The organism is Yoonia vestfoldensis SKA53 (assembly GCF_000152785.1).
Taxonomy (GTDB): Bacteria; Pseudomonadota; Alphaproteobacteria; order Rhodobacterales; family Rhodobacteraceae; genus Yoonia; species Yoonia vestfoldensis_A.
Genome location: NZ_CH672414.1, coordinates 1,550,013 through 1,570,903 on the forward strand (window position 1 = coordinate 1,550,013; position 20,891 = coordinate 1,570,903).

General features: G+C 53.6%; 18 protein-coding genes. 7 read left to right on the forward strand and 11 right to left on the reverse strand.

Translation table 11 applies throughout. The features are described from left to right. Window positions 1-171: 171 nt before the first annotated feature. A complete protein-coding gene (locus tag SKA53_RS07660; protein WP_007205535.1) occupies window positions 172-750 on the forward strand; it encodes a glutathione peroxidase in 579 nt (192 codons plus the stop codon). A gap of 154 nt (window positions 751-904) precedes the next feature. Here the strand turns inward: SKA53_RS07660 and SKA53_RS07665 are convergent, their stop codons facing one another. From SKA53_RS07665 to SKA53_RS07675, 3 genes are all read right to left on the reverse strand, one after another. Beyond that, window positions 905-1,237, reverse strand: a complete 333-nt coding sequence (locus SKA53_RS07665) for a c-type cytochrome (protein WP_007205536.1) — start codon at window positions 1,235-1,237, stop codon at window positions 905-907. 72 nt (window positions 1,238-1,309) lie between these two features. Continuing rightward, window positions 1,310-2,578 (reverse strand): PQQ-dependent sugar dehydrogenase, encoded by a 1,269-nt coding sequence (locus SKA53_RS07670; protein ID WP_040482851.1) that lies wholly within the window; start codon window positions 2,576-2,578, stop codon window positions 1,310-1,312. A gap of 839 nt (window positions 2,579-3,417) precedes the next feature. Further along, a complete protein-coding gene (locus SKA53_RS07675; protein WP_040482852.1) occupies window positions 3,418-4,653 on the reverse strand; it encodes a urate hydroxylase PuuD in 1,236 nt (411 codons plus the stop codon). A gap of 99 nt (window positions 4,654-4,752) precedes the next feature. Here SKA53_RS07675 and SKA53_RS07680 point away from each other — a divergent pair, with 99 nt between their 5' ends. Continuing rightward, window positions 4,753-5,682: a LysR family transcriptional regulator gene (locus SKA53_RS07680; protein WP_040482853.1), complete on the forward strand. Its 930-nt coding sequence runs from the start codon at window positions 4,753-4,755 to the stop codon at window positions 5,680-5,682. Here SKA53_RS07680 and uraH read toward each other — a convergent pair. Further along, the gene (uraH, locus tag SKA53_RS07685) at window positions 5,679-6,032 is read right to left on the reverse strand and encodes a hydroxyisourate hydrolase (protein WP_007205541.1); all 354 of its coding nucleotides are present in this window, start codon (window positions 6,030-6,032) and stop codon (window positions 5,679-5,681) included. The genes SKA53_RS07680 and uraH overlap by 4 nt on opposite strands. Before the next feature lie 150 nt (window positions 6,033-6,182). Here uraH and puuE point away from each other — a divergent pair, with 150 nt between their 5' ends. Genes puuE through SKA53_RS07700 form a run of 3 tightly spaced genes read left to right on the forward strand, consistent with a single transcriptional unit; the run spans window position 6,183 to window position 9,551 of the window. After that, complete coding sequence (puuE, locus tag SKA53_RS07690) at window positions 6,183-7,595, forward strand: allantoinase PuuE (RefSeq protein WP_007205542.1); 1,413 nt, start codon at window positions 6,183-6,185, stop codon at window positions 7,593-7,595. Continuing rightward, window positions 7,592-8,077 (forward strand): ureidoglycolate lyase, encoded by a 486-nt coding sequence (locus SKA53_RS07695; RefSeq protein ID WP_007205543.1) that lies wholly within the window; start codon window positions 7,592-7,594, stop codon window positions 8,075-8,077. Before puuE ends, SKA53_RS07695 begins: the two co-directional genes overlap by 4 nt. A 58-nt stretch (window positions 8,078-8,135) precedes the next feature. After that, on the forward strand, window positions 8,136-9,551 hold the full coding sequence (locus tag SKA53_RS07700) for a uracil-xanthine permease family protein (protein ID WP_040482854.1): 1,416 nt from the start codon (window positions 8,136-8,138) through the stop codon (window positions 9,549-9,551). Between the two features lie 203 nt (window positions 9,552-9,754). Here the strand turns inward: SKA53_RS07700 and SKA53_RS07705 are convergent, their stop codons facing one another. Next, window positions 9,755-10,570: a bifunctional allantoicase/(S)-ureidoglycine aminohydrolase gene (locus SKA53_RS07705; protein WP_007205545.1), complete on the reverse strand. Its 816-nt coding sequence runs from the start codon at window positions 10,568-10,570 to the stop codon at window positions 9,755-9,757. 343 nt (window positions 10,571-10,913) lie between these two features. Here SKA53_RS07705 and SKA53_RS07710 point away from each other — a divergent pair, with 343 nt between their 5' ends. Both SKA53_RS07710 and SKA53_RS07715 read left to right on the forward strand, forming a co-directional pair. Next, window positions 10,914-12,146, forward strand: a complete 1,233-nt coding sequence (locus SKA53_RS07710) for an NAD(P)/FAD-dependent oxidoreductase (RefSeq protein ID WP_007205546.1) — start codon at window positions 10,914-10,916, stop codon at window positions 12,144-12,146. A 301-nt stretch (window positions 12,147-12,447) separates the two neighbouring features. Next, window positions 12,448-12,867 carry a hypothetical protein gene (locus tag SKA53_RS07715; RefSeq protein ID WP_007205548.1) on the forward strand — a complete coding sequence of 140 codons (420 nt, stop codon included), beginning with the start codon at window positions 12,448-12,450 and terminating at the stop codon, window positions 12,865-12,867. A gap of 624 nt (window positions 12,868-13,491) precedes the next feature. On the opposite strand, the gene SKA53_RS07720 is transcribed toward SKA53_RS07715, so the two are convergent. The 6 genes from SKA53_RS07720 to SKA53_RS07745 all read right to left on the reverse strand — a co-directional run bounded on the left by SKA53_RS07720 (window position 13,492) and on the right by SKA53_RS07745 (window position 20,844). Further along, on the reverse strand, window positions 13,492-15,645 hold the full coding sequence (locus SKA53_RS07720; protein ID WP_040482855.1) for an esterase-like activity of phytase family protein: 2,154 nt from the start codon (window positions 15,643-15,645) through the stop codon (window positions 13,492-13,494). Between the two features lie 445 nt (window positions 15,646-16,090). Continuing rightward, on the reverse strand, window positions 16,091-17,749 hold the full coding sequence (locus tag SKA53_RS07725; RefSeq protein WP_007205552.1) for an acyl-CoA synthetase: 1,659 nt from the start codon (window positions 17,747-17,749) through the stop codon (window positions 16,091-16,093). 3 nt (window positions 17,750-17,752) lie between these two features. Next, window positions 17,753-18,553, reverse strand: a complete 801-nt coding sequence (locus SKA53_RS07730; protein ID WP_040483205.1) for an enoyl-CoA hydratase — start codon at window positions 18,551-18,553, stop codon at window positions 17,753-17,755. A 21-nt stretch (window positions 18,554-18,574) separates the two neighbouring features. Continuing rightward, window positions 18,575-19,024, reverse strand: a complete 450-nt coding sequence (locus SKA53_RS07735; RefSeq protein ID WP_040482856.1) for an OsmC family protein — start codon at window positions 19,022-19,024, stop codon at window positions 18,575-18,577. A gap of 24 nt (window positions 19,025-19,048) precedes the next feature. Further along, on the reverse strand, window positions 19,049-20,188 hold the full coding sequence (locus SKA53_RS07740) for a glycine cleavage T C-terminal barrel domain-containing protein (protein WP_007205555.1): 1,140 nt from the start codon (window positions 20,186-20,188) through the stop codon (window positions 19,049-19,051). 164 nt (window positions 20,189-20,352) lie between these two features. Then, complete coding sequence (locus tag SKA53_RS07745; RefSeq protein WP_040482857.1) at window positions 20,353-20,844, reverse strand: Lrp/AsnC family transcriptional regulator; 492 nt, start codon at window positions 20,842-20,844, stop codon at window positions 20,353-20,355. Between the last annotated feature and the right edge of the window lie 47 nt (window positions 20,845-20,891).

Genomic DNA, 20,891 nt, shown 5'->3' on the forward strand with positions numbered 1-20,891 from the left:
CTTTTGGTCATGTGGCGTATTTGTGCGGCTATCAAAGGCATCATCCCGCCCGGTACGATCTGTTGCAACACCGATCAAAGGCCCTAGATCTATGTTACGAATGGAGGGCTCGGACGCATCCCAAATGCACTGGCCCTCGCAGCCCATACCCCATGCTCAGAGGAGCATACGATGCATATCAAAGCCGCAAAAAAGCTGTTTATCCTTAGCAAACGCATATGCGTGGGCATCATGGTCGCTTTTCTGGTCGTTACGGGCAGTGCCAGCATGGCACTTGACCGCGATACGCCGTTTGAATCGATCTACGGTGGCACATTAACTTTGTCGCAATGGGAGGGTCAGCCGGTGCTTGTTGTTAATACCGCGTCTTTATGCGCCTTCACCGATCAATATCGCGACCTGCAGGCGCTTTATGACCGCTATCGTGACGCAGGTCTGGTAGTTCTGGCGGTGCCATCGGACGATTTCAATCAAGAACTGGCCAGCAACGCAGAAGTGAAAGAGTTTTGTGAGCTGATCTATGGTCTGGATATGCCCATGACCATAATTACCAGCGTCAAAGGACGCGATGCCCATCCTTTTTATCAGTCGCTGCGCAAGGAGACAGGTTTCACGCCGCGCTGGAATTTCAACAAGGTATTACTTGATGGTGAAGGCAATGTTGTTGACACCTTCCCATCGCAAATAAATCCCTTGTCAGATGAGATTACAATGCAGATTGATCGTGTTCTGGCTGATTTATCTGGATAAAGTCAGCACCTACCGGCAGACGGAATTTTGCGGCCTTTATGGTTTTCGCGCGATGAAACGAAGCAAGCTAGCAAAACATGATGTGTTTGATCGCATCAATGCCGCCATTAGACGACCGCAATCACTATAAAATTTGCAAGCGATATAGCTTCATTCATTTCGCAGGCAGTTCGACCGTAATTTTAATTGATGAATACCACGCTGCAAGACTGCGAATTTCTTCATCGGTCAGCGTTTCAGCAATAATGCTCATCTGCTCGTTTTCACGGCGGCCGTCACGAAAGTCCTGCATTTGTTTAATCAAGTAAAACTCGGTTTGACCGGCAAGGTTCGGATTGTTTGGCGCTGTGCCGATGCCATTTGCGCCGTGACATACTGCGCAGCCACGAGACAAATCACGGCCGGTTGCCGCATCAGCCACTGCCTGATCGGCCAGAGCCAGAAAAACGAGTGTGCCGCAAAGAGCTGCCGAGTAGGGAAATCGCATTTTTGTGTCCTGTTAAATTAGTGAGGTGTACGGGACACCAATGATTGGTGCCCCGTATCGTGGCAGTGCTTTTTAGTTGCTGGCTGCGCCGTCACCTACGTAGGCAATCCGCCAAATTGCACCGGCAAAGTCGTCCGACACCAGCATGGAACCATCGGGCAAAAAGGCGATGTCCATTGGGCGGCCTCTGTATTCACCGGTTTCTTCATTCAACCAGCCATCGGCAAAGACCTCGGTGCCCGCGGCATTGCCGTCTGCATCAAGGCGCGTGAACATGACCGTGGCACCCACCGGATCGGTGCGGTTCCACGAACCGTGCTGCGCAGAGAAAATCCCACCGTGATATGCTTCAGGGAATGAAGACCCTTTGTAGAAGCTCATTCCAAGATCCGCAGCATGAGCCTGCATTTCGACCTGCGGTTCGACAAACTCGACACCCTCTGGCCGCGCGACATTGCGGTAATCGGGGATCTCATAGCGCGCATTTGTCCAAGGGAAGCCAAAGTGCTGACCTGCTTCGGTCTGGCGGTTCAGTTCACCGGGAGGAATATCGTCCCCCAAACCGTCAACCTGGTTGTCAGTCCACCACAAGTCGCCGTTTGCAGGGTTGAAATCATGGCCAACCGAATTGCGGACGCCCCTTGTGAAAACCTCGCGGCCAGTGCCGTCGGTCTTGATCCGGATGATACCACCGATCCCGATCTCATCATACAGCGCTAACTTTTCGACAGGCTGAACATTGTGCGGCTGCCCAAGCGAGATGTAGAGCATACCATCCGGCCCAACACGGCAAACACGGGCGGTGTGGTTAAAGCTTTCCTCCTCAACCGGGATCAGTTCACCTTGTGCTACAACTGTCGACACAGCGACATCGGGACCTTCAAAGAAGAACTCGGCAGCAGGGAATTGGAGAACGCGGTTACGTTCAGCAATGTAGAGAAATCCATCAGGCGAAAAGCAAGGCCCGTTTGGAATATCAAAAGCAATTGATGGCGCAAAGTCCATGACCTGATCTGCAACCCGGTTACGGTCACGGTCCACCACCGACCAAACCTTGTCTTTCCGGGTGCCAACAAACACCACGGTTCCTTGAGGCGCCACGGCCATGGACCGCGCGTCAGGCACAACCGCGTAAAGGCTGGCTTCAAATCCGTCGGGCACGTTCACAAAAGGAACAATTTCGTTCAAGGATGCAGCCGTCGCACCACCCTGTTCGATCATTGTAAAGGCTGACGCGGTGCGCTGCATATTTTGCAGAGTACCCAGATTGTCTTCCTGAGCAGAAGCAGGAATAGCTATTGCAGTTGTCAGCAATAATGCAGCAAAACTTTTCGTATTCATTGATCTCTCTCCCTTTTTTTTCGAAATACGGTGACATCGATGGGGTGCAGAAACACGCATGCTGATTGCTCACAACAGCAATGCATTTTTCATTGAAATCGATTCATGCATTGAAATTGCGTTTCATCCTGAGCATGCCGGGCCCTCCAACCCAAACATGTCCAAATGCATGTCTCTGCACCAATTAGGAGTAAGCTCTGTCAACTCTAGAATCGAACAGGCCCCCTATCGGTAATAAAACCTCACCAATTGCTCAAAGATCAACATATATTTTGAATTTGGTCATTTTTCTTGACCAGAGCTTCGGTAACGCATCCCTGAAAAGGCTGCGGTTCCAGTGTCGCAAAACGCAACAACATGCATCTAGATATATGATTGAACGTCATTTTTTTGCCCATCAGATAGGCAGATCAAGACACAAAATTCATTCGGATGCGGAAAAAAGAATTTGATTATCGTGATCGACAGATGGGCCATGCGATGCCCGTCATTTCCTAGATAGCTGCTTCGTTCAATCAGTGCAGCCCTGCGGCATTGCGTGTCAGGTATGTGCGTCGCGCCATCCATGCGCGTTTCAACTGCTGAAAAACGCATCCTGCGATGGCATTATCGTACAATTGCCGCACCGGTGCTGGCTTGCCGCTCTATCGGTCACGGCGGCACCGGCATAAGACCTGCGCTGACATACCAGTCAGGCGACACGATGTTGGCAACCTCATTGCGTAGATTATCGGTCAGCTTGCGCCTTGCGGTTGGATAACCTGCGCATTGCAAAACGTTTCTGATCTGAAATTAGCAAATATTTCGGTCGTCTCTTTCAGTTCTGGTTTTGATCTTATTCACTGAAAATGGCGGACGTTCTGCGTCCAATTGACAATAAGCTCTCGCGCCTCTTGCGACATCTGAACAGCATTCGGTGGCGGCATTGCATGGCTTACACCGGATTGGAGATATATCTTCTCCGCATGGCGGGCCACATCCTGAGGCGTTTCCAAAAATACGCCTTTGGGTGCCCAACGCATGTTCCCCCACACTGGCTCGCGTGCATGACACATGGAGCAATTGCCGATAACGGCGTTGTAAGCCTCGTCAAAACCGGCGGCCGAGGCAAATCGTTCTTCTTGGGCAGACATTGGCCTTGCCTCTGCATCTTCCCAGCTTTCGTCAATTTTGTAGGTCGATAGCCACGCGATGAGAACCATCAGGATGATTGTTATTGCCCATGTCCAGTGCGGCCCTTTGCCGGTCTTGTGCATGGTGTTGAAGTAATGCCGGATTGTGACCCCAGTCAGAAAAATGAGGCTGGCGATGATCCAGGCATAATGGGTCCCAAACGCAAGCGGGTAATGGTTTGACAGCATCAGGAACACGACCGGAAGGGTCAGGTAATTGTTGTGGGTCGATCGGAGTTTCGCGATTTTTCCATACTTCGCATCCGGCACGCGGCCCGCTTTGAGGTCAGCAACCACGATCCGCTGGTTTGGCATGATCTGGAAAAACACATTGGCTGTCATGATGGTCGCGGTAAAAGCGCCAAGATGTAACAGGGCTGCACGCCCAGTGAATAACTGATTATACCCCCATGACATAAGGACAAGCAGCGCAAACAGAACGAGCATCAATGAGGTTGGTCTGTCACCCAATCTTGACTTGCACATCTGGTCGTAAGCTATCCAGCCAATTGCCAATGAACCGCCCGAAATCAGAATGCCTTGCCACAATGAAAGATTGGCCTTGGTTGGGTCGAGCAGGTACAATTCGCCACCAACCCAATAGATGATCATCAGCAGACCTGCGCCTGATAGCCACGTCGTGTAGCTTTGCCATTTGTGCCAGGTCAAATGTGCAGGCAATTGGGACGGTGCAACCGAATATTTGATGGTGTGATAAAACCCGCCGCCGTGCACTTCCCATTCTTCGCCATACGCGCCGTCCGGCAAATCAGGACTTGGGCGGAGCATCAAATCGAGTGCGATAAAATAGAACGACGCCCCTATCCATGCCATCGCTGTGATGACGTGCAACCAGCGCACAGAAAAGCTAATCCAGTCCCACAAGATCAAAAAATCGTACACGCTGCGTCTCCTGCAATTATAGCATGAAGCACGCTAGCCAGATCTGGTTTATTCTGGTATTCCCAGTTAATAGTAAGCAGTATCAAAAAAAACAGAACAATGTCCTACCTTGATAACATCCGCACTTTTGTCCGTGTTTATGAGTTAGGCAGTATGTCCGCCGCGGGACGAGACTTGCGCTTATCCCCTGCAGTGACGTCGTCACGTATTTCCCAATTGGAAGAGCATCTTGGCGTACGCTTGTTTCAACGGACAACACGGAATCTGACGCCAACAGAGCAGGGCCAGTCGTTTTATCGCGGCGCGACCGAAATTCTGGAAGCTGTCGAAACCGCTGAGGCAAAAATTGTCAATCTTACCGAAAATCTGAAGGGCTCGCTTTATGTCGCTGCGCCTTTGGGAGTGGGCCGGCGCTTGATCGCGCCGCAGGTGCCAATTTTTCTGAAAGATTACCCCGGCGTTAGCCTGCGACTTCGCCTATCTGACCGAAAGGTTGACCTGACGACGGAAGGGCTCGATTTGGCCTTTTTCCTTGGACAGCCCGTAGACAGCAATCTGCGGATTCGCAAAATTGCTGATGTGCGGCGGATCTTATGCGCATCGCCAGAGTATATTGCACAGCGCGGGATGCCTGAAAATGGCGACGACCTTGTCTCAGGCAGGCATGAATGTCTAAATCTGCGGTTTCCTGGCGCAAAAGAGTTTCAATGGCTATTGTCCACCCCCACCGGGCCACGGCGGTTTCGCGTGTCCGGCAGGTACGAGTCGGATGACGGTGACGTCCTGACAGATTGGGCGATTGCCGGAAACGGGGTTGCAATGAAACCAGTCTTTGAAATTGCAGAGCATTTACAAGCCGGAACCTTAGTGGCGGTTGCCCAACAAAATCCGCCCGAACCCACCCAGATGGCCTGTCTGTTTACACATCGCAGGATGCAGGATCCGAAAACACGCTTGTTTATGGAATTTATGATCGGCAGAATCGCGACGTCGATCAAGGCAACAGACCAGCTATATCTGGCAACCTAACTTCCGCGATAAGTGGAATACCCATAGGGCGACAGCAAAAGTGGCACGTGGTAGTGCGAATCTTCGGACATGCCAAAGCGGATTGGAACCGCGTCTAGGAACCGGGGCGCTTCGGGTGCAACGCCAGTGGCGTCAAGATATGCGCCCACGTGAAATACCAGTTCGTATATGCCCGTTGCAAAGTCAGGCGCCGGCAAGATTTGCGCGTCAGTGCGACCATCGTCATTTGTAAAAAGCGTATTGATCAAACTGCGTGTGTTCGCATCCAGGCGGAATAGTTCGATTTTCAAACCCCGTGCTGGGCGCCCAAGTGCGGTATCAAGGACATGGGTGCTAAGATATCCTGCCATCTGGCTGTCTCCTTTGGCGGCTGCTGATAATTTGTATGCTGATTAGCGTCACGAACGCAAAGCGCATCAGCAAGACAGTCCTTTTTGCTTTTTTTGAAAATAAAATTTTATTTTATGACTTAGGAATAAGGCATCGATAAGGATTATCCGATGACCCGCTATCCAAGAGACTTGACTGGCTACGGCAACGATTTACCCACCGCGCACTGGCCCGGAGGCGCAAAGATTGCGGTGCAGGTTGTGCTGAACTATGAAGAAGGTAGCGAAAACAATATCTTACATGGTGATGACGCATCCGAAGCATTTCTATCAGAGATGACGGGCGCCACACCGTGGCCACGGCAACGCCACTGGAACATGGAATCAATCTATGAATATGGCAGCCGCGCAGGTTTCTGGCGCGTCCATAGCTTGCTCAGGCACCTGCCAATCACGGTTTACGGCGTCGCAACAGCGCTCGCGCGCGCGCCGCAACAGCTCGCTGCGATGCAACAGGCTGGTTGGGAAATCGCAAGCCACGGATTGAAATGGGTTGAGCACAAAGACATGAGTGTCGATGACGAGCGCCTGCAAATCCGCGAAGCGATCCGCCTGCACACCGAAGTAACAGGTCAGCCGCCGCGCGGATGGTACACAGGCCGATGTTCCATGAACACCGTCGCGCTTGCCGCTGAGGAAGGGGATTTCCTCTATATCGCGGATAGTTATGCTGATGATCTGCCGTACTGGATTTCGACAGGCGGAAAAGACCAGCTGATTGTGCCTTATACGATGGATTGCAACGATATGCGTTTCGCAATTCAAGCGGGTTTCACAAATGGAGATCAGTTTGAAAGCTACCTAAAAGACAGTTTCGACATGCTATATGCCGAAGGGCAGACAGGTCAGGCAAAGATGATGTCCATTGGCCTGCATTGTCGGATCATCGGCAGGCCAGGTCGGGCGATGGCTTTGAAGCGGGCGCTTGACTACTTCAAACAACATGACGGCGTTTGGTTCGCCACGCGTGCGCAAATTGCTGATCACTGGATAAAACACCATCCTCCCAAGCGGCACCTGCAACCATCGGCAATGGACAGACAGGTCTTTGTAACAGCTTTTGGCGATGTTTTTGAACATAGTCCGTGGATTGCAGACAAGGCCTATGATCTTGAACTCGGGCCGACGCATGACAACGCTTTGGGCGTTCACAGCGCACTTGCGCGGGTTTTTCGGTCTGCCGGCGAAAAGCAACGTCTTGATGTGTTGATGGCGCACCCTGATCTGGCCGGAAAACTGGCAGCAGCGGGGTCTCTGACCCCTGATAGCACGGCTGAACAGGCTGGGGCCGGGCTTGACATGCTGACCGATGCAGAACGGGCGACTTTCACCACATTAAACGAAACCTATATGTCAAAGTTCGGCTTTCCTTTCATCATTGCCGTGCGTGATAATTCCAAGGCTTCAATCATGGCAGCCTTCCAGCGTCGGATCGACAATGACCGCGCCACTGAATTTCAAGAAGCCTGCCGTCAGGTTGAACGCATCGCCCTTCTGCGCTTGCAACAAAAGTTCGCTCAATGACGGACATCATTTACATTCAACCGTTAACGGCCGCTTCTTTCGCCCCGTTTGGCGATGTCATTGAGGCAAGTGGCCATCCTGACAGAATGATCAATGCCGGGATGTGCAGACGCTTTGATGATTGCGCACAGCTTTCCTTTGCCGATGGCAGGGCGGGTATCAGCGTTTTTGATGCCAAGGTGCGCAAATTGCCCATGACGCTAGACTTGATGGAACGGCATCCAGATGGAAGCCAGGCTTTCTTGCCTATGACCCAGAACCCTTTTCTCGTGGTCGTGGCGCCTGATGAGGATGGCATACCCGGTCGACCAGTCGCATTCGAGACGCAACCCGGACAAGGGGTAAACTATCACCGGAATGTCTGGCACGGGGTGCTTGCGCCGTTGTACGAGCCTGGGCTTTTCGCTGTCGTCGACCGTGTCGGAGCAGGCGCCAACCTCGAGGAACATAGGTTCGCGCATGATATCACAATCATGAAGTGATGATGAAAACGTCGGCGGAGGAGCCGACAGATTGAATTTAGGGGAGGAAACTAAAACAATGTCAAATTCATCCATTGGAACGCCAGAGCAGCTGCGCGATCCGAATTACATGCCACCGCTCACCAAAGCGATCCCGCTTGGCATCCAACATGTCTTGGCGATGTTTGTCGCCAATGTCACACCCGCCATTATCGTCTGCGGTGCTGCTGGGTTCGGCTTTGGGTCCAACAGCCCAGATTTTCCGCAAATGATCTACATGATCCAGATGTGCATGTTCGTTGCGGGCGTGGCCACTTTGTTTCAGACAATTGGCATAGGCCCCGTCGGTGCGCGGTTGCCCATTGTACAAGGGACGTCTTTTGCCTTCATCCCGATCATGGTTCCGCTCGTCGCAGGAAAAGGCGTTGACGCAATCGCCGTTCTGATGGGCGGTATTCTTGTTGGCGGATTGTTTCATGCAGTGCTTGGTCTGTTCATTGGCAGGTTAAGGTTTGCCTTGCCACCGTTGGTCACTGGCCTGGTTGTGACCATGATTGGTCTCGCGCTGGTCAGAGTTGGGATCCAATATGCGGCAGGTGGCGTTCCGGCAATCGGTACGCCTGCTTATGGATCCGGCATTAGCTGGCTGATGGCGGCGACGGTCATCTTCGTGACGTTGGGACTTAAGTTCTTTGCCCGTGGCATGCTATCGGTCTCTGCGGTCTTGCTCGGCCTCTTGGCCGGATATGCATTGGCCTTCGCATTGGGCCAGGTAAACCTTGGCAATATCGGGCGTGCAGCCAATTTTGCCTTCCCAAATCCTTTGCATTTCGGTCTGGAATTTACGTTCGCATCAATCATCGGTTTCTGTGCAATGGCATTCGTGTCGGCGGTTGAAACAGTGGGCGATGTTTCAGGAATTACAAAGGGCGGCGCAGGCCGTGAAGCGACGGATAAAGAGATCCAAGGCGCAACCTATGCAGACGGGCTTGGGACCGCCGTGTCAGGATTGTTTGGCGCTCTCCCCAACACCTCGTTCAGCCAGAATGTCGGCTTGATCGCTATGACAGGCGTGATGAGCCGCGGCGTTGTCACAATCGGTGCGATCTTTTTGATTGCATGCGGGTTGTTGCCAAAAGTTGGTGCGGTCATCTCGTCGATCCCAATTCAGGTTCTGGGCGGTGGCGTGATTGTCATGTTCGGGATGGTGACCGCCGCTGGCATATCGATGCTTTCGGATGTGCATTGGAACCGGCGCAATATGGTTATCTTTGCAGTCGCGATTTCATTGGGCCTTGGCTTGCAGCTAGAGCCGGGCGCTTTGCAACATCTGCCTGAGACGGTATTGGTCCTTGCGACCTCGGGCATTCTGCCTGCTGCAGTGATCGCCATTTTCCTGAACCTTGTGCTGCCACAAACACTCGCAAACGAAGCGACCGAAGAAGTCTCTGGTGGTATGGCCGGCAAAGGCACGGGATCGCTCAAGCAGGAGTGATCCGGCACCTTTCGCAAAAACGGCGTCAGCCAAGATAAGCAAAAGCGGCGTGTCCAAACACGCCGCTTTTCTATTCCAAGGCTGCATTTGACGCGCATCACAACAAGCCAACATCAAACGCAACACCACAATCCGAAAAAATCTCGCTATCACCTAAATCGTCGCGTCCCAACTCTGTCTTCCGACAAAATCGCCGCCGAACGTCACAAAGTCATATGGCGGTTCACATCCTTGTAAAGCAGATAGCGGAACTGACCCGGCCCACCTGCATAACAGGCCTGAGGACAGAACGCGCGCAACCACATGTAATCGCCTGCCTCGACCTCGACCCAGTCACTGTTCAAACGATACACCGCCTTGCCCTCCAAGACATAAAGCCCGTGCTCCATGACATGTGTCTCAAGGAAAGGAATGACAGCGCCCGGTTCAAATGTCACGATCGTGACGTGCATATCGTGGCGCATGTCCGACGGGTCAACAAACCGCGTTGTCGCCCATTTTCCATCTGTCCCGGCCATTGGCGTTGGCACAATGTCGTTCTCGTTCAATATCAGCACATCTGGCGCATCAAGGCCGCTGACCGCCTCGTAGGCTTTTCTGATCCAATGGAACCGAAGGGTTTGCGGGTGCTGATTGTGCAGACGCCATTTGCGGCCAGCAGGTAGATACGCATAGCCACCGGGCGTTAATTCGTAGATTGCGCCATTTACCTCGAGCGTCGCAGTCCCCTCGACCACGAACAGCACAGTTTCGGCGCGCGGGTCAGTCTCTGGGTTATCTGAACCGCCTCCGTGTTGCACTTCCATGATGTACTGAGAAAACGTTTCCGCGAACCCGCTAAGGGGTCTTGAAAGCACCCACAGACGGGTTTGCGACCAGAATGGCAGAAAGCTCGTTACGATGTCGCGCATCGTCCCCTTGGGGATCACAGCATAGGCGTTTGTGAAAACGGCGCGATCTGTCAGCAGTTGATCCTGCCCAGGTTGACCACCTTGGGGCGCGTAGTATGTTGAAGTCATAATTTTTCCTGAAGGTAAGCGGATAGTGCTGAAATTATGCGCCCCGCCACCATCGTAGACCATATACAAAGACGGGACAGGACTGTTCGTACTGATTTGAAAATGCAACAATATACTTCCTAAATCGCAGGGCTTGCGTCGTTGAATCCGTGGGATATTGCGACGCTGATCGGTTATTCGATGCCGGTTTTCTGTCCCTGCCAGACTTGTGACACGACAACGACCAAACACGGACCGAGCAATTCGACGCCTTGTTCAAATTCAGTCAACAACCGATCAAATGGTGTAGACGCGATCGAGAGATAACAAAGTCTGGAAAGTATGACCAAAGAAGGGCCACCACATGGTTGAACGGGTCGAGATCGCAGTGATCGGCGCAGGCATTATCGGGCTTGGTTGTGCATTCAGACTTGCCCAGGCCGGGCATGAGGTGGCCCTTGTGGACCCGCAAGACCCCGGATCGGGTGCCTCTTACGGCAATGCAGGCACAATCGCCGATTACGCCGTGATGCCGGTAGGAAGCCCTGCTGTCCTGCGTGACCTGCCGCGCCTGCTGTTTGATCGCAGCTCGCCACTGGCGATCAGACACGCGGCCATCCTTTCATTGGCGCCTTGGCTGTTGCGGTTCGTCCGGCAAAGTCTGCCTGCCGCGACCGCAAGAAACGCAGCAGCGATCGCACAGCTTGTCATGGATGCCGCAGCTATGTGGCAAGACCTGGCCACCGAGATTGGCGCAGTGGATATTTTGCAGAAACGCGGCGCACTTTATGTCTACGACACCCCAAACGCATTTCGTGCCGCCACACAGGATATGATCCAACGCCGCGCCCTGGGTGTCAGCGTCGATCTTGTCGCGGCCCATGAGATGGCCAGCCTTGAACCCGGCCTGCCGGCCATGCATGGCGGCGCGTTCTTTCCCAAAGCCGTGTTCCTGTCTGATCCGAGCGCCATGGTCCGTCAACTGGCCCGCGCTGTAACCGCACTCGGCGTTGTGCATCAGCGCAGCAGCATCGCGCGGCTGGAGCCACAATCCGACGGAATAAGGCTGACCGGAACCGGCCCTGCCCTTCTCGCCTCGCGCGTGGTGATTGCAGCAGGCGCACATTCCAAAAATTTGGCGCGGATGGCCGGAGACACTGTCCCACTTGAAACGGAACGCGGCTATCACCTTGAATGGGACATGTCCGCACCACGATTGTCTCGGCCCTGCTGTCCAACGGCACGCGGGTTCTACCTCTGCCCGATGGCAGGGCGTCTGCGGGTCGCAGGGACTGTCGAACTGGGCGGACTGACCGCGCCACCCTCGCCCCACCGCATTAAGCTGTTGGAACAGGGCGCACAGGCGATCTTTCCGGATTTGGGCGCACCCAATCGCAGCTGGATGGGGTTTCGCCCGTCGATCCCGGATTCAGTGCCCGTGATCGGAACGGGGCGCGATAGTCGGGTAATCCATGCCTATGGTCATGGCCATATCGGTCTGACGCTTGCGCCTATCACCGCCCAGATGGTCACGGCCTTGGTTCAGGGCGCCCCCCCAGACGCCCGCATTGCGCCCTGCCGACCGGACCGTTTTTAGGCTGTGCATTATCCAATGTGCTGGTCTGAGGTGAAACGCTGATTTGGTTCAGTGCCACCAAACATCTTTTACAAGCGATCTTCGACAAAATGTCCAATTCAGATTGCACGCGCATGCGATCACTCTCATGCGTCACCAAAACTACCGTTTCGCAAGGCGCTGAGAAATACGACAAATGCGTTTTGGTCTGTTTTGGTTATTCTGATTGGCAGATGTGCTTTGCTTTCGGATTTTATGCCGACATGCTAATCACTAAGCCAACAAAGATATTCACGGATAGAAAGCAGATGGAGACCTGCGAATGATTTTAAAAACCACGGCCTTGGCATTCTTGTTGTTAACCCCGGTCATGGCGAACGCTGAACCTGACTTGGACTGCCGGATCAGACTTGAGTTTTCTTCCAATGACACAGGCGCAGTTGCCGATTATATCCTGACATTGCAAATCAAGAATACGCTTGGCCGCGCGATAAGTGGTGTGTCAGTAAACTACTTCGACACTGCGCTAAATCAGCTCGGCAACACTGCATTGGCCTGCCCTGGCGTTTTCGGTGAGGGCATACCGCCAAGCAGCCACGGTGAATGTTGGGCGCAGCTGCAAAAAGTAGACGGCAATCTGCTTGAGAAGTTTGGCACGGAAATGTGGACAGCCATCGTCAACACGCAATTGACCCAGCTGGAAAGCATCCGGAAATGCAAAGTACTGGGCTTCGCCTACTAACGCCGCGATGCTCAAAGCAGCCCCACAGCCTCACTGAGGTGATCCTATTTTTCAATGATCTCTCGTTTTGCAGTCAAACTGCGCGGATGCACCGCTGGCGGGCGTTGTGGGTTATCGCCGCACTGAATATACGTTTGTCCTTTAGTTATTCATTTCGGTTCGCAACCATGATGGCCGTGATGTATAATCTAAGTGGCACAATTGATATTTTGTTTTTTCCAGATAAGAATGTTGGCGCGCTGACCCTCTGTATCCATTGGTATTGCTTTATGCCAACATGATCATAATCGGTGTTTTGGGGGCGATGCGTTTCCTTCATTAGCCAAGGAAAGCGCGTTTAATTCAGGTCAGGACACTGCCACCCCTACCTTCGCATGATACGTCGAAGACCCGTTATTGCGGAAGGCATCAACCGGATCACTCCGCCACAACAGAATGAAAAATCATGGTCTGGGTCGATCAGTATCACAACCACTAGCCATTCAGGCACAGCTGATTGATCCCGACCAAAGACGCAAAAACAAAATCACATTCTCGGATTGCGTCTGACAGCGGGCCTTTGGCGGCGTCACAATCATATTGGGGGCCCCCGAAAGGGCCCCGCAAAGCAGCGCGAAGAGACACTCAGTTTAAGTCGACCGACCAGAAGAACGTTTCGCCAGAACTATCATCGACGCCATCGTTATCGGTTGATACCCAAGCGGTGCCGTCTGCAAAGATTGCCAATCCTTCGACCTTGTCCACGATGTAGCCATTGTAGGTCGCCAGATCAGGGATCAGGTCGCGGACCACCTCTTTGGTAACGACGGGCAGCGTGCCACCCAAGGCGGCGGGAACCAACTCGTTCACAGCAACGCGGGTGATCTGTTTGACTGCCGCCTGCGCACCAATCTGGTTGTCGCGTTCGATCAGGTAGACATAATCACCGTGCGCGGTGATTTCAGACAGCCCGATCCAGCCGTTTTCGGTATCATCTACCGGATAGGTGACCGCGCCCCATTCTTCGGTTTCAAGGTTGTAAGACACCAGTTTTGCGTCGTTACCCATATCATCCTTCCAATTACGCTGAAGCGCGATCCACAGCGTGTTGCCGACTTGTGTAATACCTTCGGCACCAAAACGTGTTTCAACGGCCAAAAGTTCGGCAGGAAATGCAATTTCCTTCTCGATCTCACCATCAGCGTTCACATGATAAAGCCCATGCGGGATCATCCGGTCCGTGCGCCCTTCTGAGGCCAGCCAAAACCCACCTTCGCCATCAGTTGTGATGCCTTCGATGTCCAGTTTCTGTGCCGGGACACCACCGCGTGTAATATCCAGTGCTGCGGTGATCCGTGCCGGTACCTGCGTCGTGTCGATTGTGAAAATCTGTGGCTGAAAGCCATAAAAGCTGTCGTTCACCGCATAAACGATGCCATTTTCGCCAGCGACCATACCCGAAATCGCACCCCAGCCGATCAGTTCATCCGCACCGGCAGACGTCAGCGTCGGATAGGCAGCTGGTGCCGCCTGATATTCGAAAATCATGACATGCGACCGCGCGCCACCGTCTTCGACCAAATCGAGTTCATTCGCTGTGACCAGCAAATTACGCGCATGTATCGCAACCGCCCCTTCAGGCGAGATCCCCGAAGGCAGCAATTGTGTCAACACCGGGTTTGCGGGGTCGGTCATGTCATAAACACCGACAAGTGACGCGCGCTCTGCTAGCAGGAACATAAAAGGTGTGTCGCCGAATGTCGCGATTTCCATGCCTTCAGGCTCGACACCTTTTGCGTCCGACCTTTTGTCGGGATAGTGGCCAGCCGCGACCGCAGCATATTCGAACGATATGCCACTGTCGTAAACCAGCGTGCCATCTTTGTGGAACACTGTGAAACCGCGTGTGCCGCCGTCCATGTCGCCTTCGTTGGCGATGGCGATGTGGTTGTCATCGATCCACTGCACAGCATCGGGTTCGCGCGGCACATCTTGCACGCTTTGTGTAAATATCAGGGCAGCGCGTTCGTCAGTCGCGTCGATCCCTTCAAGATCAACTGTGCCTGCGCTGAAATGGTTCAGCAGCGTGCCATCAGCGGCGACGATGGCGATATGGTTGTTTTCCTGCAAGGTTACAGCAACCTCGCCAAGAGCGTTGATATCGGTGAATTCCGGTTCTGGATCGGCCGCGCCGATCTCGGCCAGGCCGGTCAGGTCGGTCCGGCGCAAAGTTGCGCAATCCAGCGTGCCATCGACCACATCAATCATGGTCAGAAAGCCCGCTGGCATCTGGCCAACGCGGCCATCGCCGGCGTCTTCGTCACGTTCATTTTCGATCGCAACCGCGATAAAGCTGCCGTCCTTGGCTGCGGCTGTGCTGTCAGGCTGGCCACCCAGATCGCATTCAGCGATAATCGCACCGGTCGCAAGATCCACGGCCTTGAGCACGCCAGACGGCGCAGTATAGCTTTCCGAGGTGTTCACGCCAACATAGGCTGTATTGCCAATAACCGACACCGCCGTCGGCTCGCCGCCCATGTCGATATTGCCTTTGGGCTGGGGATTGGCGGGGTCGGCAATGTCGATCAAGCCGATCACGCCTAATGGGCTATCAGAATAGACAATAGTCATGCCATCGTCAGAGGCCGAAATAATCTCGGACGAACTTTCCGCCATGTTGTCGGCATTGTTCAGCATCGTCGCAAAAGAAGCGATACGATTGAACGCCATATCTTGTGCGCTTGCTGTGCCAGCAGCCAATGCAAGGGCAGATGTGATCAATGAAAGCCTTCTAGACATCTTTATTTTCCTACCTAACAAGTAAATACCACTCAAATTACCTGATTTATGTGAACCCACCGCAACAGGCGGATCACCAATTTATGACGCAGACCATTTCGGCGCGGCGTCTGCGGCAAAAGACTGCTGGCCGTCAAAGCAGTCTTACAGCCTGACCGAGGTGATCAAGCGTCATGGTGGCACGCCGCCCAGTGAAGATGATTGATATGGATCCGGTGTTGAACAATTGCCTGGTGGATTGCACAATCCAATCCTTGCCAGGCTGATTGAAGGTCCGCATCACGCAACGATGTGCAAACACGGTTTGTGCTGGGGTTTCGTTTGCGAATACACTCTGGTGTCTTCACGATTGTTGCGCGCAAACAAATGTTGCGGCAATCACCGCACTTTTCCGTCACGCGGCTCAACGCGATGATGTCAGATCAAACGGATCAAAACAGCCGCGTCAGCAGCTTTTCGTTTCATTGTTCTGTTCTGCAAGGGTCTTTGCGTGTTCGCGCAGCATGTATTTTTGTATCTTGCCGGTAGATGTGCGGGGAATTTCCATGAAAACAACCATGCTTGGCACCTTGTAGGGCGCAAGCCAATCCTTGCACCAGGCCCGCAATGTGGCGGCATCCACGTCGGCCCCTGTCGATAGCTCTACAAAGGCGCAGGGCGTTTCACCCCATTTTTCATGCGGCATCGCAACCACGGCGGCGGTCTTGACCGCAGGATGGCGATAAAGAGCTTCTTCCACCTCGATCGAAGAAATGTTTTCACCGCCTGAAATGATGATGTCCTTGGAGCGGTCCTTGAGCTGGATATAGCCATCGGGATACCGCACACCAAGATCACCGGAGTGAAACCAGCCGCCTGCAAAGGCTTGCTGCGTGGCTTTCGGATTGCGGAAATATCCCTTCATCACAACATTGCCGCGAAACATCACCTCACCCATAGTCTCGCCATCCCGAGGGACAGGCAGCATCGTCTCAGGGTCCAGCACGTCAAGACCTTCGAGCGGCAGATAGCGCACCCCTTGGCGCGACTTTAGCGTGGCTTGTTCCGCAAGCGGCAGATCGGACCATTCATGGTGCCAGTCGTTCACCACGGCTGGCCCATAGGTTTCTGTCAGCCCATACAGATGCGTCACATCAAAGCCCGCAGTTTTCATATCCGCCAACAGCTTTTCTGGCGGAGGCGCCGCCGCGGTAAAGAACTGCACCTGATGGTCAAATGTCCGTTTTTCCGCCTGATGGGCAGAAATAATCAAAGACATGACAATGGGGGCGCCACACAGATGTGTGACCCCCTCGTCGGCAAGCGCTGCCCAGATCGGTTCCGGCCGGACTTGACGCAGACAAACATGGGTGCCGACGATCGCTGACAGGGTCCACGGAAAGCACCACCCGTTGCAGTGGAACATAGGCAGGGTCCATAGATAGACCGCATGTTTCGCCATTGACGTGGTCAACGCATTGCCCTGCGCCAGCAAATACGCGCCACGGTGATGCGACACGACGCCCTTGGGATCGCCCGTTGTGCCTGATGTATAGTTGATGGCAATCGCGTCCCATTCATCAAGCGGCATCAGCCAATCGAAATCGGGGTCACCAGTCGATAGGAAGGCGTTGTAATCCTGCGCCTCTGTCGCTGTCGCTGGTCCCGGAAATTCAGGGTCGTCGTATTGGATCACGCGTGGTGTCACATTGGCCAGCGCCAAGGCTTTTTCAATCAACGGCATAAACTCGCGATCGACGATCACCACCTTGGACATGGCATGGTCAAGCTGGAACGCGATCACTGACGCATCAAGGCGTGTGTTAACAGAATGTAGAACTCCGCCCGACATCGGCACGCCGTAATGGCATTCGAGCATCGCCGGTGTGTTGGCCAGCATTGCAGACACGGTATCGCCACGCCCGATTCCATTTTGCGCCAAAGCGGATGCCAACTGACGCGACCGCATGTAAAATTCTGCATAATTGCGCCGCAAAGCGCCATGCACGATCGCAATGTGGTTAGGGAAGACGGACGCAGCCCGGTCTAAAAATGTCAGCGGCGTAAGCGGAATATGGTTCGCCGGATTACGGTCCAGATCAATGTTGTAAGGGTTTGTGGTCATAAATCAGGCGTCCTGCCATTCAGGCTTACGTTTTTCGATAAAGGCGCTGATGCCTTCATGTGCATCTTGGGCCAGCATGTTCTCAACCATCACACCAGACGCGTAATCATACGCATCGCCCAGCGTCATTTCACGCTGTGCATAATAGGCGCGCTTGCCGGTTGCGAGCGTCATGCTCGACTTTGACGCAATTTTGAGTGCGATTTGCATCGTCGCATCATGCAATGCATCGGGTACCACCACGCGATTGACAAGGCCGATTTCCGCCGCCCGCGTGGCTGACACCATATCACCCGTCAACAACATCTCCATCGCATGTTTGCTGGCAACAGACCGCGACAGGGCGACCATCGGGGTCGAACAAAACAGACCAATATGCACCCCCGGCGTGCTGAATTGCGCCGTGTCTGCAGCGATGGCCAAATCACAACTTGCCACCAGCTGGCATCCTGCCGCCGTGGCCACGCCTCTCACTTCGGCAATCACGGGTTTGGAACAGGTCACAATGCCTTGCATGACGCTGGCACACAGGGACATGACATGTGCAAAATAGGTTTTGCCACCGTCATCGCTTGCACGACCGGCTGTCATTTCTTTCAGATCATGGCCGGCACAAAACGCAGGGCCTGTGGCGGCCAGCACAATGACACGAACCGCTGGGTCAGCACTGGCTTGTTCGAACGCCACGCGTAATGTGGTCAACATCGCCTCGGACAAAGCATTTCGACGGCCCTGATCGTTCAAGGTCAGACGCAAAATACCATGCGCGTCTAAATCGGCCAGCAGGATATCAGATGTTAACATGACGCTCATCCTTTTGGGATTTCAATGAATGTTGATTTCGACACTGTCAGCCAATGTATTGGCGATAAAACAGTAGCGATGCGCCCGGCCTTGCATCTGGGCCAAGTCCTCTGCGCTGACGGTAAAGCCGGTGTCAAACCGCACCACAGGGTTGAGGTCGATCCGCACCACGGACATCTGCCCTTTGGCGTTCTTGCCAAGATGTGCTTCGGCGTAATCGTGATAGCTTGCGACAGGCCAGTCTAGTTTTGCCGCCAGCGCCAAAAACGTCATCATGTGACAACTTGACAGCGCCGAGGCGAGGGCTTGTTCAGGGTTGGTATTTGCGGGATCGCCGCCCCAATCAGGGGCCGCGTCCACCGGAAGATCAAAGCGGCTGTTATATTGAACCGTGTGTTCGTTCGAATACACACCGGTGCGCAATACGGGACCCGCGCGGTGCCAATGCAACGTTATCGCAAGATGTGACATTTCGATGTTCTTTCTGACGATGCCTTATGCTGCTGCGATCTGTTTTTTGGGGTCGTAGAATGGACGCTCGCAGATCGTTGCAATGGTAGGCCCGGAATGAGTGACGACTTCGACCACCGCCCCAATATTTGCGTGTTCCGCTGACACCATCGCCAAAGCGATATTCTGCTTCAGACGTGGGGAATAAACGGCCGATGTAACCTTGCCGATAGTGTCGCCCCCAAGGTTGATTGCCCAAAAAGTCGTATTGGGGCCGGCAAGGGGATCACCATCAATAATCAGGCCAATCTGTTTGCGGCTGACGCCTTCGTCCTTGATGCGCCGCAGAGCAGCTTTGCCGATGAAGTCAGCCTCCATGTCAAGATTGACCAGCCGATCAAAGCCCAGCTCGAACGGATTGGTCGTCATGTCAGCGTCAGCGTGATACGACAGCATTCCACCTTCGATCCGACGAATGGACGACGTGTGGCCGGGCTTAAGCCCGAATTCCATACCTGCGGCCATGATGGTTTCCCACAAAAGATCGCCCTTGGCGCCATCACGCAGGTAGATTTCATAACCCAACTCGCTCGACCAACCGGTCCGGGAAACGACCAGTGGAATACCGTTCAATTCAACCTCGCGCAGCCAATAATAGCGCAGGTCCAGAATGTCTTCGCCGAACAAGGCTTTCATGATTTCACCCGACTTTGGGCCTTGCAGTTGAAGCGGCGAAACGTCTGGTTCGCGGATGGTAACATTCAGCCCAGAGTGAATGGCAACCCCTTGTGCCCACAATAGGATGTCGCTGTCAGCGAGTGAAATCCAGAAATGGTTTTCCGCAAGGCGCAGCAGGATCGGGTCATTCAGGATGCCGCCGTCAGCGTTTGTGATCAGGATGTATTTACACTGGCCCACCGCCATCTTGGACAAGTCACGACAAGTCAGCATCTGGGTGAATTGCGCCGCATCCGGACCGGTGATTTCGACCTGACGCTCGACAGCGACATCACACAGAATTGCGTCGTTCACGAGGTTCCAAAAATTCTGCTCCGCGTCCCCGAAATCGCGGGGGATATACATGTGGTTATAGACCGAAAAGCCTTTGGCGCCCCAACGCAACGTTGCATCGAAATAGGGTGACTTGCGGATCTGTGTGCCGAAACCGAAATCGTCTGCTTGCATGTGGAACATCCTCCCTTTTTGTTCATGATCCCCCGACCACAAACGACCAAAATTCTGACGTGATCTTGTCTGAGACGCCCAATAAAAGTGGTCTGAAAACTTCGAATGCGCAGTCTGGGCGGGCCGTTTTTACATGCCAAACAGGTCCGATCGGACCGAAACGCCTATTTGATGTTCCCAGCGGCCAGTTTTGCAATGTTTGGCATACCGGATTTCACCTGCCGCGTCGCAAAATAGGTCATGTAGCGGTCAATGCCGAGATCTTCGGCAAGAAACTCTTCCATAAGACTTTGAAATGCCGACAGACTTGGGCTGATTACTTCCATGATGTAATCGACACCGCCGCCCGTGGCGATGCAATCAATTATCTCATCGCGACTGTTTATGAACGCCTCAAAGCGGTCAAAGTCGGCTTTCCTGTGGCGACTGAGCGAAACAGTGACGATCACCTTTGCGAAATCAGCCAGCTGTCCCAGCGCAATGTCGGCATGATAGCCGCGGATGTATCCCGCCGCCTTCAACCGACTTAGCCGCGCCAAGCAGGGCGTCGCCGAAAGGCAGCAAATCTCGGCCAACCGAGCCTTGCTCAATTGTCCGTGTTTTTGAAGCGCACCGAGAATGCGGATGTCTGCTGCATCAAGTGCAAGTCGTTTCATTTCAGGTGTCCATACGTTCTCGGGAAAGGGCGGATTGCGTCTCTTGC

Bases quoted from the DNA above. Each gene is read 5' to 3' on its own strand.
- SKA53_RS07660 (WP_007205535.1), top strand. From the start codon at position 172: ATGCATATCAAAGCCGCAAAAAAGCTGTTTATCCTTAGCAAACGCATA.
- SKA53_RS07665 (WP_007205536.1), bottom strand. From the start codon at position 1,237: ATGCGATTTCCCTACTCGGCAGCTCTTTGCGGCACACTCGTTTTTCTG.
- SKA53_RS07670 (WP_040482851.1), bottom strand. From the start codon at position 2,578: ATGAATACGAAAAGTTTTGCTGCATTATTGCTGACAACTGCAATAGCT.
- SKA53_RS07680 (WP_040482853.1), top strand. From the start codon at position 4,753: ATGTCCTACCTTGATAACATCCGCACTTTTGTCCGTGTTTATGAGTTA.
- uraH (WP_007205541.1), bottom strand. From the start codon at position 6,032: ATGGCAGGATATCTTAGCACCCATGTCCTTGATACCGCACTTGGGCGC.
- puuE (WP_007205542.1), top strand. From the start codon at position 6,183: ATGACCCGCTATCCAAGAGACTTGACTGGCTACGGCAACGATTTACCC.
- SKA53_RS07695 (WP_007205543.1), top strand. From the start codon at position 7,592: ATGACGGACATCATTTACATTCAACCGTTAACGGCCGCTTCTTTCGCC.
- SKA53_RS07700 (WP_040482854.1), top strand. From the start codon at position 8,136: ATGTCAAATTCATCCATTGGAACGCCAGAGCAGCTGCGCGATCCGAAT.
- SKA53_RS07705 (WP_007205545.1), bottom strand. From the start codon at position 10,570: ATGACTTCAACATACTACGCGCCCCAAGGTGGTCAACCTGGGCAGGAT.
- SKA53_RS07710 (WP_007205546.1), top strand. From the start codon at position 10,914: ATGGTTGAACGGGTCGAGATCGCAGTGATCGGCGCAGGCATTATCGGG.
- SKA53_RS07715 (WP_007205548.1), top strand. From the start codon at position 12,448: ATGATTTTAAAAACCACGGCCTTGGCATTCTTGTTGTTAACCCCGGTC.
- SKA53_RS07720 (WP_040482855.1), bottom strand. From the start codon at position 15,645: ATGTCTAGAAGGCTTTCATTGATCACATCTGCCCTTGCATTGGCTGCT.
- SKA53_RS07725 (WP_007205552.1), bottom strand. From the start codon at position 17,749: ATGACCACAAACCCTTACAACATTGATCTGGACCGTAATCCGGCGAAC.
- SKA53_RS07730 (WP_040483205.1), bottom strand. From the start codon at position 18,553: ATGTTAACATCTGATATCCTGCTGGCCGATTTAGACGCGCATGGTATT.
- SKA53_RS07735 (WP_040482856.1), bottom strand. From the start codon at position 19,024: ATGTCACATCTTGCGATAACGTTGCATTGGCACCGCGCGGGTCCCGTA.
- SKA53_RS07740 (WP_007205555.1), bottom strand. From the start codon at position 20,188: ATGCAAGCAGACGATTTCGGTTTCGGCACACAGATCCGCAAGTCACCC.
- SKA53_RS07745 (WP_040482857.1), bottom strand. From the start codon at position 20,844: ATGAAACGACTTGCACTTGATGCAGCAGACATCCGCATTCTCGGTGCG.